The 12,965-nt window shown below is 66.4% G+C and carries 14 protein-coding genes and 4 pseudogenes; 13 read left to right on the top strand and 5 right to left on the bottom strand.

Annotated elements, in window-relative coordinates; all coding sequences use genetic code 11:
- Positions 1-148 precede the first annotated feature (148 nt).
- Together JSE7799_RS15570 and JSE7799_RS15565 are read left to right on the top strand one after the other, a co-directional pair.
- Complete coding sequence (locus JSE7799_RS15570; RefSeq protein ID WP_055663703.1) at positions 149-1,162, top strand: major capsid protein; 1,014 nt, start codon at positions 149-151, stop codon at positions 1,160-1,162.
- Positions 1,162-1,473, top strand: a complete 312-nt coding sequence (locus JSE7799_RS15565) for a head-tail joining protein (protein WP_055664430.1) — start codon at positions 1,162-1,164, stop codon at positions 1,471-1,473. The genes JSE7799_RS15570 and JSE7799_RS15565 overlap by 1 nt, the downstream gene beginning before the upstream one ends.
- A gap of 25 nt (positions 1,474-1,498) precedes the next feature.
- Here the strand turns inward: JSE7799_RS15565 and JSE7799_RS15560 are convergent, their stop codons facing one another.
- Entirely contained in the window at positions 1,499-1,795 is a 297-nt protein-coding gene (locus JSE7799_RS15560; protein WP_245624912.1) for a sll1863 family stress response protein, read from the bottom strand.
- Between the two features lie 50 nt (positions 1,796-1,845).
- Here JSE7799_RS15560 and JSE7799_RS15555 point away from each other — a divergent pair, with 50 nt between their 5' ends.
- Positions 1,846-2,478, top strand: a complete 633-nt coding sequence (locus JSE7799_RS15555) for a DUF6441 family protein (protein WP_055664429.1) — start codon at positions 1,846-1,848, stop codon at positions 2,476-2,478.
- A 312-nt stretch (positions 2,479-2,790) separates the two neighbouring features.
- Here the strand turns inward: JSE7799_RS15555 and JSE7799_RS15550 are convergent, their stop codons facing one another.
- Positions 2,791-3,561, bottom strand: a complete 771-nt coding sequence (locus tag JSE7799_RS15550; protein ID WP_055664428.1) for a hypothetical protein — start codon at positions 3,559-3,561, stop codon at positions 2,791-2,793.
- 101 nt (positions 3,562-3,662) lie between these two features.
- Between JSE7799_RS15550 and JSE7799_RS15545 the strand changes: the two genes are divergently transcribed.
- From JSE7799_RS15545 to JSE7799_RS21880, 4 genes are all read left to right on the top strand, one after another.
- Positions 3,663-4,082, top strand: coding sequence for a hypothetical protein (locus tag JSE7799_RS15545; protein WP_055664427.1), 420 nt, complete (start codon positions 3,663-3,665; stop codon positions 4,080-4,082).
- A 24-nt stretch (positions 4,083-4,106) separates the two neighbouring features.
- Positions 4,107-5,048 carry a phage tail tube protein gene (locus tag JSE7799_RS15540; protein WP_055664426.1) on the top strand — a complete coding sequence of 314 codons (942 nt, stop codon included), beginning with the start codon at positions 4,107-4,109 and terminating at the stop codon, positions 5,046-5,048.
- A gap of 2 nt (positions 5,049-5,050) precedes the next feature.
- Entirely contained in the window at positions 5,051-5,506 is a 456-nt protein-coding gene (locus tag JSE7799_RS15535; RefSeq protein WP_055664425.1) for a phage-derived protein YdaY family protein, read from the top strand.
- A gap of 68 nt (positions 5,507-5,574) precedes the next feature.
- Complete coding sequence (locus JSE7799_RS21880) at positions 5,575-5,748, top strand: DUF7697 family protein (protein WP_442354844.1); 174 nt, start codon at positions 5,575-5,577, stop codon at positions 5,746-5,748.
- Here the strand turns inward: JSE7799_RS21880 and JSE7799_RS15530 are convergent.
- Positions 5,738-6,118 (bottom strand): type II toxin-antitoxin system VapC family toxin, encoded by a 381-nt coding sequence (locus JSE7799_RS15530; protein ID WP_055664424.1) that lies wholly within the window; start codon positions 6,116-6,118, stop codon positions 5,738-5,740. The genes JSE7799_RS21880 and JSE7799_RS15530 overlap by 11 nt on opposite strands.
- Positions 6,118-6,330 (bottom strand): AbrB/MazE/SpoVT family DNA-binding domain-containing protein, encoded by a 213-nt coding sequence (locus tag JSE7799_RS15525; protein WP_036179405.1) that lies wholly within the window; start codon positions 6,328-6,330, stop codon positions 6,118-6,120. The genes JSE7799_RS15530 and JSE7799_RS15525 overlap by 1 nt, the downstream gene beginning before the upstream one ends.
- Positions 6,331-6,400: 70 nt before the next feature.
- Here JSE7799_RS15525 and JSE7799_RS15520 point away from each other — a divergent pair, with 70 nt between their 5' ends.
- The 3 genes and pseudogenes from JSE7799_RS15520 to JSE7799_RS20065 all read left to right on the top strand — a co-directional run.
- Positions 6,401-8,860, top strand: coding sequence for a phage tail tape measure C-terminal domain-containing protein (locus tag JSE7799_RS15520; RefSeq protein WP_055664423.1), 2,460 nt, complete (start codon positions 6,401-6,403; stop codon positions 8,858-8,860).
- Positions 8,860-9,486 carry a DUF2460 domain-containing protein gene (locus JSE7799_RS15515; protein WP_055664422.1) on the top strand — a complete coding sequence of 209 codons (627 nt, stop codon included), beginning with the start codon at positions 8,860-8,862 and terminating at the stop codon, positions 9,484-9,486. Before JSE7799_RS15520 ends, JSE7799_RS15515 begins: the two co-directional genes overlap by 1 nt.
- Positions 9,483-9,611: pseudogene (locus JSE7799_RS20065) on the top strand (baseplate hub domain-containing protein); the annotation flags it as partial. The gene JSE7799_RS15515 and the pseudogene JSE7799_RS20065, both read left to right, overlap by 4 nt.
- 161 nt (positions 9,612-9,772) lie before the next feature.
- Here JSE7799_RS20065 and JSE7799_RS15510 read toward each other — a convergent pair.
- Positions 9,773-11,116, bottom strand: a pseudogene (locus JSE7799_RS15510) (IS1380 family transposase).
- 106 nt (positions 11,117-11,222) lie between these two features.
- Between JSE7799_RS15510 and JSE7799_RS15505 the strand changes: the two are divergent.
- The 3 genes and pseudogenes from JSE7799_RS15505 to JSE7799_RS15495 all read left to right on the top strand — a co-directional run.
- Positions 11,223-11,984 (top strand): annotated as a pseudogene (locus JSE7799_RS15505) (phage/gene transfer agent baseplate hub protein); the annotation flags it as partial.
- On the top strand, positions 11,981-12,415 hold the full coding sequence (locus tag JSE7799_RS15500) for an NlpC/P60 family protein (protein ID WP_055664421.1): 435 nt from the start codon (positions 11,981-11,983) through the stop codon (positions 12,413-12,415). The pseudogene JSE7799_RS15505 and the gene JSE7799_RS15500, both read left to right, overlap by 4 nt.
- Positions 12,416-12,424: 9 nt before the next feature.
- Positions 12,425-12,745, top strand: a pseudogene (locus JSE7799_RS15495) (hypothetical protein); the annotation flags it as partial.
- Positions 12,746-12,965 lie beyond the last annotated feature (220 nt).

Below are 12,965 nucleotides of genomic sequence, written 5' to 3'. Positions count from 1 at the left end.
CCCGCCATCGTCAACCCTCACGACCTCGTATTCACTGGCACGCTCGCTGAGGCCGAGATCACGGCCGCCCATGCGGCGCTGCTCGCCGCGGGCATTCTCGTCCGCTGATCCCGCGCCACCCCCCAATTCCTGACCCGGAGGCATTCCCATGGCCACCATGGACATCTTCGAAGGCGATGCCTTCACCATTGTCGAGCTGACCCGCGCGCTCGAGAACATCCCCTTCAAGCCCGCGATCCTCTCGGGGGCCGGGCTCTTCGGCGCCCGCGGCGTCCGCAGCCGCACCGTAATGATCGAGAGCCGCGACGGCACCCTGTCGCTGATCCCGTTCTCCGAACGCGGCTCGGCCTATGAGAGCCAGATCCCGGAGCGCCGCGAGATGCGCGCCTTCGTCTGCCGACAGTTCAAGAAGCAGGACGTGCTCTGGGCCTCGGAGATCCAGGCAGTCCGTGACTTTGGTTCGGAAACCGCCGTCCAGCAGGTGCAGACCGAGGTGGCGCGCAAACTGGGCCGACTCAGGAACGATGCCGAGGCGACGTTTGAGTTCCACCTGTTCAACGGCATCCAGGGCGTGGTGAAGGATCCCAGGGACGGGGCAACGGTCATCGACTACCACGCCGAGTTCGCCATCACCCCGGCCGCGGAGGTCGACTTCGATCTGGACAATGCCACCCCGGCTTCGGGGGCCTTGCGCAAGCGCTGCCAAGCCATGATCGAAAGCGTCGAGGACAGCCTCGGCGGTCTCGCCGCCGGTCAGGTGCAGCTGCGCGCCGAATGCGGCTCGGCCTTCTTCGCCGATCTGGTCGCCCACAAGGAGGTGCGCGAGACCTATCTAAACACTGCCGCGGCCGCAGATCTGCGCGGGCGCGTGGGCGAGGAGGTCAGCTTCGGCGGCATCACCTTCCGGCGCTATCGGGGCGGGCTGGGCTTCGGCGTGTCCACGGACAAGGCGTACTTCTACCCCGAGGGGGTCGAGGGGCTGTTCGAGATCTACTACGCCCCCGCCGACACGTTCGAGACAGTCAACACGGTGGGTCTGCCGCTCTACGCGCGCATGATCCCAGACCGCGACCGGGACGAATGGGTGCGCCTCGAGATCGAGAGCAACCCGTTGCCGATCTGCACCCGCCCGCAGGTTCTGCGCTCGGCAAGGCGGACCTGATGATGGCTGTCGCAATGGCGTTGGACGCCCTGTTCGCGGATGGCAATGTCGCACGCGACGCCGTCTACACCCCCGAGGGTGGCGCACCCGTCCTCGTCCGGGCCGTGGCGCGCCGGCCCGACGACATCACGACCTTCGGCGAGGCGCGCATCTGGTCGGAAACCATCCGGCTGGATCTGCGCCTCGTCGAAGTGGCGAACCCGCGACCCGGTGACCGCATCGAGATCGATGGCGAGGCATTCCTCATCCAGGGCGAGCCTCTCCGCGACCGCGAGCGACTCGTCTGGACCGTGGACCTGCACCCGGCATGAAGCCTTAGTAGGTCCGCAAACGCTATCAGAAGCGGCTCCACGCTTTCTGAAAGGAGCTCGAGATGTTCTCCCACGCGCTCTCCATGCCCTTGCGCATGTCATCCCAGGCTGCATCGCTTGCCGCCTGCGCTTCCTTCATCTTCGCCTGAGCCTCGTCGCGCTGCTTGCGCATTTCTGCAAGCTGCTTCTCGTAGGCCGCTTGGTTATCGGCTTGCGCGGATTTCGCCTGGGCCTGCATCTTGTCGATCTCGGCGTTCCACTCGTCGAGCTTCGCCTTCATCTTCTCCACATACGCGTCGCGATCCATTTTCTTCTCCTCCATGTCGTAGAAGGCGTAACACACATGCGCGCCAAAGACGAATGACGCCTCCAATGAGACTCGATCTCAAGATCACCCCCGACATTGCGTCGATGATGCGAAAAGAGATCGCAATCGGCGAAAACGCCGTCACCGCCGCCATGCTTGAAGCCGGCACCGGGCTCAAGACCGCTTGGCGCGGCCAGATCATCGGGGCGGGGCTCGGGCGGCGGCTCGCCAACTCGATCCGGAGCCAGACTTACCCGAAGGCCGGCCATAGCCTGAACGCCGCGGCGCTCGTCTGGTCCAAGGCTCCGGTCATCGTCGGCGCCCACGACACCGGCGCGCTGATCCGCTCGCAGGACGGCTTTTGGCTGGCGATCCCGCTGCCCGCGGCGGGCAAGTCCCTCCGAGGAGGCAGGATCACGCCCGGCGAATGGGAACGGCGACGCGGGTTGCGGCTACGGTTCGTCTATCGCCGCACGGGCCCGAGCCTGCTGGTCGCGGAGGGGCGGCTGAACACGAAAGGCCAGGCGGTCGAGTCGCGCTCGAAGACCGGCCGCGGCAAGGTCACCGCGCCGATCTTCCTGCTGGTACCGCAGGTCAAGTTGCCGAAGCGGCTGGACCTCGCGCGGGACGCGGACCGGGCGTTGGACGGAGTGCCGGGGTTGATCGTTGCGAACTGGGTGGAGGTGAAGCTGGGTTGACCTGAATGTAGTCAAGAGTTTGTCGTGTGCTGAAAGTCATTCGGTCAAGAACAATGATTCATTTAGTGGGACTTTAAAACCGAATTAGTTCGGTTGATTGTGAGTGGTCCCAGGATTGCCGTTCAATACAGTTTGCATGAAATGATTGAGGCATTCCGCGAGTCCATGTGCAGTTGGATTAAGATTGCCATTTGCATCATATGCTTTGAGCATCTTCAAGGCGGTCGGAGTTCGTGAACTCACTCCCGTGGAGATAAAAACGAGGCTTTGACCAAGGAATAGGACCGGGCGCTTCACTCTCTTTTCAAAGAGTTAGTTCCATTCGGATTGCGGCCTTTCATCATTCGCGCTCTCTGTGAGCGCGTCCAGCTGATCACTGAGCGCAGCCTTCGCATCTTCGAGGCTCAAAAAGGTCTCGAATGAAAGCGCATCATGATCGAGCGCGTTCTTTGCATTGATGACGATCATTCCCTTTTGGGCCAAGCATTTTGGATCGTCAATCTGCGCAGCGCCGTCTTTTATGCGCTCGAAGATCGTCTGCCCCTGTTTTGTGCTAATGGTCTTGATTGCCAAAGCCCACCTCTCGTCAGGTTGGGTACTTCCGGATATCACGGGGGTGGCATTGAAAATCACATCTGGATTGTCGCCCTTGGCTGCTGTCGGCGAGTCTAGATCAACTTCGGTCCCAACGTGCGCTGCGAGGCAGCCCATATAGAGCTCAACCATCTTGCGTGCGGTATCGTCGTTATAGGGACTACACGTGTTTTGGCTGAGTGAGGCTGCTGCGATCTTTGTCTCAGAAATCAACCGCAAATGCGGAAGGAACTTGGTGAATTCGGGGAGGGGCTCCACCGAAAGCACTTTAGCCGCAAAGTCATGAAGTCCGGCCGCAGCTCGTAGTAAAAATATCTCTCTCATACCACTTGCGCGATCAGGTTGCTTCATTACTTCGATCAGATCAGTCAATGAAAGTAGTTCGTTCTCAAAAGATGATCCCTTCGGGGGGTGTATGTCGTGCTTGCTCAAAAGGGCAAGGAACCTGTCGCCGATGTCATTGGCGTTATGAAACGGAATGAAGGTCATCGCTGTTCTCGATCCATCATGACTATTGGGAAGCATTAGGCGCAAGCCACTGAAGGTAGAACTCGGCTTCTACGCGATAACGTGCAGTCCAGGAACAACGAATGCCCACCTCTCGTGAAACTATCCTCACCGCGCTGCACGCGCGGCTCTCGGCGCTGCCCACCACCGCGCTCCGCGGCGACGTCCTGCCCGAGCGCGTTCCAGCCGAAGGATTGCTGATCCTGCGCGACGGCGAGCCGGGGGAGCCGGAGGTGACGTTGTCCCCGCTCGGCTACCACTACGAGCACCGCGCGGAGATCGAGGCGGTCGTACAGGGCGCCGACCGTGACGCCGCATTCGACACGCTGACCGCCAGCATCGGCACGGCGCTCGCCGCCGACCGCACGCTGGGCGGGCTCTGCGACTGGGTCGAGGCGGAAGCACCGCGCCCCGTGGACCTGCCCGTCGAGGGCGCGGCCAGCCTGAAGGCCGCCGTGATCCCGGTGGTCCTGCACTATTCCACGGCCGATCAGCTCGGCTGATCCCGACAACCCGAGGAGAACACCATGGCACGAGCCCAGGGGGCGCGGGCGCTGATGGCGCTTGCGTTCGAGACGACCTATGGAACGCCGCCCGCGAGCGGCTTCACCCGCATGCCCTTCGCCAGCACCACGCTCGGCGCGGAGCAGCCGCTGCTGAACTCGGAGCTTCTCGGCTATGGCCGCGATCCGCTGGCGCCGATCAAGGATGCGGTGACGGCCGACGGCGATGTCGTCGTGCCGCTCGACGCCGAGGCCTTCGGCTTCTGGCTGAAGGCGGCGTTCGGCGCGCCCACGACCACGGGCGCGGAGGCACCGTACACCCACGAGTTCCGATCGGGATCCTGGACGCTGCCCAGCATGTCGATCGAAACCGGCATGCCCGAGGTGCCGCGCTATGCGATGTATTCCGGCTGCGTGCTCGACCAGATCACCTGGCAGCTGCAGCGCTCGGGCCTGCTGACGGCTACCGCGCGGCTGGTGGCGCAGGGCGAGACGGTCGGGACCACGACGAGCGCCGGCACACCGGCGGCGCTGGAGCTGAAGCGTTTCGGCCATTTCAACGCGGCGATCACGCGCAACGGCGCCGCCCTCGGCAACGTGGTCTCCGCCGAAATCACCTACGCCAACAACCTCGACCGGATCGAGACCATCCGCTCGGACGGCCGCATCGACGGCGCGGACCCGTCCATCGCGGCGCTGACCGGCCGGATCGAGGTGCGCTTCGCCGACCAGACGCTGGTGACGCAGGCGACGGGCGGCGAGGCCTGCGAGATGGAATTCGCCTACGTCCTGCCCTCGGGCGAGAGCTTCACCTTCACGGTGCACGCGGTCTACCTGCCGCGCCCGCGCATCGAGATCTCCGGGCCGCAGGGCGTGCAGGCCACGTTCGACTGGCAGGCCGCCCGCGACAGCGTCGTCGGCCGGATGTGCACAGCAACCCTGATCAACGACATCGAGGTGTACTGACGATGCTGACGCTCGACCTGACCAACGCGCCGCGCTGGCACGACCTCGCGCCCGGCGTCCGGGTGCAGCTGCGCCCGCTGACGACCGCGCTGATGGTGGCGACGCGCAGCGACCCGGCCGTCGAAGCCATGCCCCAGGACGCTTCCGACGAAGAGCGCGCGGTCGCCTTCGGCAAGGCGCTGGCCCGCCGCGCGGTGCTCGCCTGGGAGGGCATCGGCGATACAGACGGCAACCCCATCGACCCCAGCCCCGAGGCCATCGACGCGCTGCTCGATATCTGGCCGATCTTCGAGGCCTTCCAGCTGACCTACGTCTCGAAGGGCCTGCTGCTGGAACAGGAAAAAAACGCCTCCGCGCCCTCGCCGAATGGTCCTTCGGCGGGGGCGAGCGCTACTGCCAAGCCTGCGCACCCTACGAGGGCCGCGAGCAAGCCTGCCCGGACTGCCCGGCGCGGCTGAACCGTCCGGAGACGCCGGAGGGGTGGCAGATCTGGGACCTGGTCGGCCGTCTCGGTGGCCAGCTCCGGGTGCTGCCGGGCGCGGTGATCGGCTGGGACATGTCGGCCGCGCTCGCGCTCGGCGACGCGCTCGGTGTGCCGCCGCTCGCGATGGCCGAACTGCTGCCCGTCATCGAAGCGGTGATGGTGCGGAAGCTGAACGAGGAGCTGAGTGCGAATGGCAGCCCGGGTGTCAGGTCTTGATCTTCTCGATCAGCGAGACGCCGGGCAGCCCCTCGAAATGCGCGTCGCAGCTCAGAAGCGTCGCGCCTTGGGCCTGTGCAGTTGCGAAGATGATTGCGTCGGCGGTGGCGAGCTTGTGATCGCGGCAGGCTTCCGCGGCCGCCAGCGCGATCTCGGTATCGAGCGGAACGACATGGCAGACCTGCGTGAAGGCGATGACCTGATCGGCCTTGTCCTCGCCGACCTCGCGCGTCAGCCATTTCGCCAGCTCGAGCTGGACCATTGTCGGGACCAGCCACTCGGCCTGTTCGGGCAGATGTTCGGCCACCTTGGCGCCGGTTGCCGAGTCGATCAGCCATTCGGTCCAGGCCGACGTATCGACGAGGATCATCAGAACCGATCCGTCCGGTCGCGATAATCGGTGGCGGACGCGCCGCGCGCGAGCCCCTTCAGCGCCTCCCGCTTGGGCACCGGCACAAGCAGGACGCCGGTGCCTTTCGGGATGAAGGCAAAGGTCAGCCCTGCTTCCCAGTGCTGCGCTGCGCGGATCGCCTTGGGGATCGAGATCTGGAACTTCGAGGACAGGGTCGCGGTCTCGGCCATGGTCATACCCTCACTTGATCGATGACGGAAACGTAAGACGCCGATGCGGCGAAAGCAAGGACTCTGACCAATGGCTGAAAAGCGAGTGTCCGTCCGCCTCGCGGCTGTGGGCAGGCGACAGGTTCGCGCCGAGCTGGAAGGCGTGGGCGAAGCCGGGTCGCGCGGCTTTGGACGGCTGAGCCGCGAGATGGAGGCGGCGAACGCGCGGCTCGCGGCGTTCTCGCGGCGGGTGCGTGTGGCCGCCGCTGCCGCAGTTGCCGCCGCGACCGCCGCTGGCGTGGCGATGATCCGGTCCGGCCTGCAGACCGTCGATGCGCAGGCCAAGCTCGCCCAGTCCCTCGGGACCACCGTCGCCTCGATCCAGACGCTGGAGCGTGCGGGCGAGCTGGCGGGCGTGTCGATGTCCGGCATCGAACAGGCGACCAAGGATCTGACGCGTCGCCTCAGTCAGGCGGCCGCCGGGACCGGCCCCGCCGCCGACGCGCTCGACCGGCTGGGCCTTTCCGCCAACGATCTGATCGCCCTGCCGCTGGACCAGCGCGTCGGCGCCATCAACGCGGCGATCGAGAGCTTCGTGCCCGCCGCCGAACGCGCGGCGGTCGCGGGGCAGCTCTTCGGCGAGGAAGGCTCCATCGCCATGAGCCGGATCGACACCGCGACGCTGCGCCAGGCGACGGAGGACGTGCTCGCGTTCGGTGTTGTCGTCTCCGAGCAGGATGCCGACCAGATCGAGCGGACGAACGATGCGATCTCTCGGCTCGGCCTTATCTGGCGCGGGCTGTCAAACCAGCTCGCGGTTGCTGCAGCCCCAGCGCTGGAGGCGGTCGCCGATGCCATGGCGGCCGTGGCCAGCAGGACCGGTCCGCTCGGCATCGCGATCCGTGGGCTCTTCGACAACATCGGCCGCCTGACCACCTACGCCGCCACCTTCGCCGCCTTTCTCGCGGGACGCTGGGTCGCCGGCATGGCTGCCGCGGCGCTCTCCGTCCGCGGCCTCGCCACGGCGCTGGTTGTCCTGCGCGGGGCGCTGATCCGGACCGGCATCGGGGCGCTCATCGTCGGCGCGGGCGAGCTCGTCTACCAGTTCACCTGTCTCGTCTCCGGCGCGGGCGGCTTCGGCGACGCGATGTCGCTCCTGAAAGACCTCGCGGTCGAGGTCTGGGAGCGGATCAAGATGGGCGCTGCTGCGGCGGGCGCAGCCGCCACGGCGATGTTCTTCGACCTAAAAGCCGATGCCGCCTCAGGAATGCAGAGCGCCATCGAGAGCGTCGTCGGTTTCGGCAACACGGCGGCGAACACCTTCGAGGGCGCCTATGAGGCGATCAAGGCGATCTGGGGTCTGCTGCCCGCCGCTATCGGCGACCTGGCGTTCCAGGCGGCCAACAGCCTGGTCGACGGCGTCCAGGCGATGCTGAACGGCGTGGTCTCGCGCATCAACGGCTTCATCGGCGGCATCAACCAGGGGCTCGAAGCCCTCGGGTCGGAGCGGCGCATATCGCTGGTTCCGGACCTCGACCTCGGCGAGATCAAGAACCGCTTCGAGGGTGCGGCGACGGCCGCGACCACCGCCGCGCAGACGGCGTTTGACCGGGCGTTCGAGGACAACCCGCTCACCACGCCCGATCTCGGACTGACTGACGCGGCAACCCGCGCACTCGAGTCCGCGAACCTCTATCGCGGCGCCGCGCGCGATCTGGCCGAGGGCGCCCGTGCGCCGCTGGAAAGCTGGCAGGCGCTGCGCGATGCCGTGCGCGGGACCGACGAGGACGGGGCCGATGTGCTGGCCGACGCCACCGGCGCGGCCGAGCGGCTGGAGACGGTGCCCGGCGATGCCGGGCGCGCCGCGACGGGTGCCGGTGCGGCGGCCGGGGCTGCCGCCGCTGCGGCGGAACCCGCGACCGAAGCTGCCGTCACCGGCTGGCAGGCGGTCACGGCAGCGCTGTCGGACTACGCCAGCAAGGCCCGCGACATTGGCGGAGATATCGGCCAGAGCCTCGTCGGCGCCTTCCAGTCGGCCGAGAACGCGGTCGGCCAGTTCGTACGGACCGGCAAGTTGAACTTCCGCGATCTGGTGACGCCGCTGCTGGCCGATCTCGCCCAGCTCGCGGCGCGGCGTTTCATCCTCGGGCCCATCGGGAATGCGCTCTCCGGCGTGTTCTCCGGCGCGGGCGTTCGCGGGGCTTACGCGGCCCCACTGGGGCCACGGTCCCCGCTCACCTACGCCAACGACCTGCATGCGGGCGGGATGGTCGGATCGGCCGGGCCCTCACGCTTGGTCCCGGCCATGGCCTTCGCCGCTGCGCCCCGGATGCATTCCGGCGGTATGGCCGGACTTCGACACGATGAGGTGCCTGCGATCCTGCAGCGCGGTGAGCGGGTGCTCTCGCGTCGCGAGGCGCAGAGCTACGGCGCGGGCGGCGGGGTCAACGTCACCATCATGGCGCGCGACGCCGAAAGCTTCCGGCAATCTCGCACGCAGGTCGCGGCCGATATCGCCCGCGCCGTGTCGCTCGGGCGGAGGGGCATGTGATGGCGTTTCACGAGGTCCGGTTTCCCGACAACATCAGTCGCGGCGCGCGCGGCGGGCCGGAACGGCGCACCCAGATCGTCGAGCTCGCCTCGGGCGACGAGGAGCGCAATACGAGCTGGGCCAACTCGCGCCGCCGCTACGACGTCGCCTACGGCATCCGCCGCGCCGACGATCTGGCGGCGGTCGTCGCCTTCTTCGAAGCCCGCAATGGCCGCTTGTACGGCTTCCGGTTCAAGGACTGGGCAGACCACAAGTCCTGCCTGCCGTCCCAGACGCCAGCGCCGACCGATCAGGCGATCGGCACCGGCGACGGCACGACGACCGCCTTCCAGTTGGTGAAGCACTACGCCTCGGGCGCGCAATCCTGGACGCGCCCCATCGCGAAGCCGGTGGCGGGCACCGTACGCATCGCCCTCGACGGGGTCGAGCAGCCTTCCGGCTGGTCGGTCGACACGACCACCGGCGTCGTCAGCTTCGACAGCGCGCCCGCCGAGGGCGTGGCCATCATCGCGGGCTTCGAGTTCGACGTGCCGGTCCGCTTCGACACCGATGCGCTCGACGTGACGCTCGACCTCGAGCGGCTCGGCTCGATCACGTCCATTCCGCTTCTGGAACTGCGCCGATGAAGACCCTCGATCCAGACCTGCAGGCCCATCTCGACGACGGCACGACGACGCTCGCCTGGTGCTGGCGGATCACGCGCGCCGACGCCGTGAGCTTCGGCTTCACCGACCACGACCGGACGCTTAGCCGCCATTATTCACCAGGTTCAGATTTTGGTGGTCGGCTGGCTTTATTCCGGAAGGGATGGAGCTCTCGCACAGGCGGGACCGGCGTCCGGGTTGTGAGGCCCGGTCGGCTACTTGTTTTTGTCATGCGGATTGATGTTTCAGGGCGTGCGGGGCGGCTGTGTCAGACCGGTCTTGGTGGCGCGAGAGCATCGAAGAGGAAGCGCAGCAGTCCCTGCCGGGGACAGGACGCCGGCAGGGTCACGATGATCCTGGTCTTCTTCTCGACGATGGTGGCCGCCAGTTTGACGAGGTGCAGGCGCAGGGTGTCGAACTGGGCGCGGCGTCACGGTGAGCGCTTCGGGCAAGCCGCGCGGAGCTTCCACCAAATCCAGTAGGCGCAGCCGTGCAGCATCAGGCGCATCTGGTTGGCGTTCGCCTTTGAGCATGATGTCCGGTCTGATGCGAGATGGGCCTTCCACGCCTTGATGTGGTTCTCGGCCTGGCCCCGGGCGGAGTAGATCTTCTCATAAAGATACTTGCCGCGGCCGCCCTCGAGGTTGGTGACGACGTAGCGGGTGTCCCGACCCATGGGACCAACCTCAACGCGGGCGATGACGCGGCGGGGTTTCGACCACGACCGAGCCGCGCAGGAGAAGGTTTTGAACCGGCGCAGCTTCTGACCCGGCGTCCGGACGTAGCGCGCCGCAGTCGACGTCTCCAAGGTCGAGATGTTCTCCGCCAGACGGCGGTTCTTCGACAGACCGAAGACATAACGCAGGCCAAGAGTGTCACACAGGTCCAGAACCTTGGGTGTGCAGTAGTGGCTGTCGGCCCGCAGCAGGATTTCTGTCTTGGGCCAATGCTTGCGGATTTCCCGGATCAACCGGCGAATATGAGCGGCACTCTCGGCACCGTTCGGGCGGCGGGCCGGGCGCAGCAAGGTTACGACAAGCCGGCCTTCGCCGTCGAAGACGACAATCGGTTGGAAGCCATACTCATCATAGAATGCGTTGAACAGGCGGAGCTGCTGATGGCCATGCACCGCATCGAACGTGTCATCGATGTCGAGCACGATCTGTCTGGGCACATGTGCAAAGGACTGGCAGTAGAACCGGATCATCTCGCGGCCCATGCGGATAAGGGCGCGGGTGTCGGGCAGGTTTTCCATGCGCGAGATCGTCGGCTGCGAACACAAGGCCGGCCCTGTTTCCGGGCCACGCTCCAGCGCAATCCTGAAGCTGGGATCGTGCCGAAGGGCGGTCGCGTCATTGCCGTCTTCATACCCCGCCGCGATCATCATGATCCGGAAACGGATGATGTCACACAGGCTATGCTGAACTTTCGCCGGATCACGCGGATCGCGTAGGCAATCGGCGAGCCGCTGCGCCAGACCCGCCTTGCGCTCGATCTCGCGCAGCAGGGTCAGCCCCGCGTCGGAGCTCATGTCGGCGCCGTCAAACCCGAGCAGGACCGGCTTACCGTTAAGGGGTGACAGGCGAGGCGTGGAGCACGTAGACTGGGTCATGGCGGAGGTCGTCCTGCTGAAAACTGCATGTTTGGCGTAAAAAACCAAAACATACGGTGTTTCAGAGGGTTATGCTACCTCCGCCGCCTTCTCGTAAATTGTCCGGGTTAGCTTCGACGGGACGGATTTCGAGCCCGAGAGCGGGCTGACCGCCTCCGAGGTCCGTTCGGGATCGGACCTCTCCGTCGACGCGCAGGACGCTGAGGGGGTGCTGACCTCGGAGCGCATCACCGAGACCGACATCCTCGACGGTCGCTGGGATAACGCGGCGGTCGAGGTCTGGCGGGTAAACTGGGCCGACACCGGCCAGCGCGTGCTGATGCGGCGGGGCGCCATCGGCCAGATTCGACGCGGGCGGCTCGCCTTCGTCGCCGAGGTGCGTTCGCTCGCGCATGTCCTCGGCCAGACGGTTGGGCGGACGTTCCAGGCGACCTGCGATGCCGCGCTCGGCGATGCGCGCTGCGGAGTGGACATCGAAAATCCCGCCTTCAGGGGCACCGGCGCCGTGATCGATCTCCTGCGGGACCGGGCGTTCACCGCCTCGGGGCTCGGGGGCTTCGCCTCCGGCTGGTTCACTTTCGGCACACTCGAATGGACCAGCGGCGCGAACGCGGGGCGGCGTACCGAGGTGCTTGGCCACGACGTCTCGGACGGCATGGCTGTGCTGACCCTGCTCGAAGCGCCGGTGCGGTCCATCGCCGAAAGCGACGCCTTCATCATCCGCGCGGGCTGCGACAAGCGCCTGGAGACCTGCGGGGCGAAGTTCGCCAACACCGCCAGTTTCCGCGGCTTCCCGCATATCCCCGGCCAGGACGCGGTGCTGCGCTACGCCACCAAGGATGGCGGGCATGAAGGGTCCGTGCTGTGACCTCCGCCGACCCCACTCGCGTCATCGCCATTGCCCGGTCCTGGATCGGCACGCCCTACCACGACCAGGCGAGTCTCCGCCTTGTCGGCTGCGACTGCCTCGGGCTGGCTCGGGGCGTCTGGCGCGAGGTCGTCGGCCCAGAGCCGTTCCCGATCCCTCCCTACAGCCGCGACTGGGGCGAGACGGGCCCGCGCGAGGTGCTGGCCGAGGGCGCGCGCGCCATGATGATCGAAGTGTCGCCTGCCGAGGCCGGTCCCGGCGCGCTGGTCCTCTTCCGCATGAAGCCGCACGCCATCGCCAAGCATGTCGGGATCCTGACCGGTCCCGACAGCTTCCTCCACGCCTATGAGCGGCTCGGCGTGATCGAGGAACCACTCACCGCATCCTGGCGGCGGCGCATCGCCTTCGCCTTCCTGTTCCCCCAACGCTGAGACCCGACCATGGCCACCCTTGTTCTCGGCGCCGCCGGCGCCGCCATTGGCGGTTCGATCGGCGGCGCGATCCTCGGCGTCAGCGCCGCGACCATCGGCGGCTTCATCGGCTCCACCATCGGCTCGGTTGTGGACAGCTGGATCATCTCGTCGCTGGCGCCGACGCAGCGCATCGAGGGCGCGCGGCTCGACACGCTGCGCATCACCTCGGCCACCGAGGGCGCGGTCATCCCGCGGCTCTATGGCCGCATGCGCATGGGCGGCAACATCATCTGGGCGACCGATTTCCGTGAAGAGACGAAGACCACCACCCAAGGCGGCGGCAAGGGGGTATTGTACCCTCAGGTCTGGAAATTCGCTTGAGACGCGGGGCGTGAGCCCGTGCTGGGGCGCCCCAGCACGGGCTGCCCATTCTGGTATTCCATGGAGTTGCAACACGGCCATGGAGAAGAACGAATGGACAGGAAGGATACGGCGCTTGAGGCGGTCTTGGAACAGTTGATCGAGCACGGGCCCGGCGAGATCGCATCGGTGTTCGCGCGGGCTTTCG

Source organism: Jannaschia seosinensis, from assembly GCF_001408515.1.
Taxonomy (GTDB): Bacteria; Pseudomonadota; Alphaproteobacteria; order Rhodobacterales; family Rhodobacteraceae; genus Jannaschia; species Jannaschia seosinensis.
The sequence above is the reverse complement of the archived record's forward strand: the minus strand, read 5'-3'. Positions and strand labels throughout refer to the sequence as shown.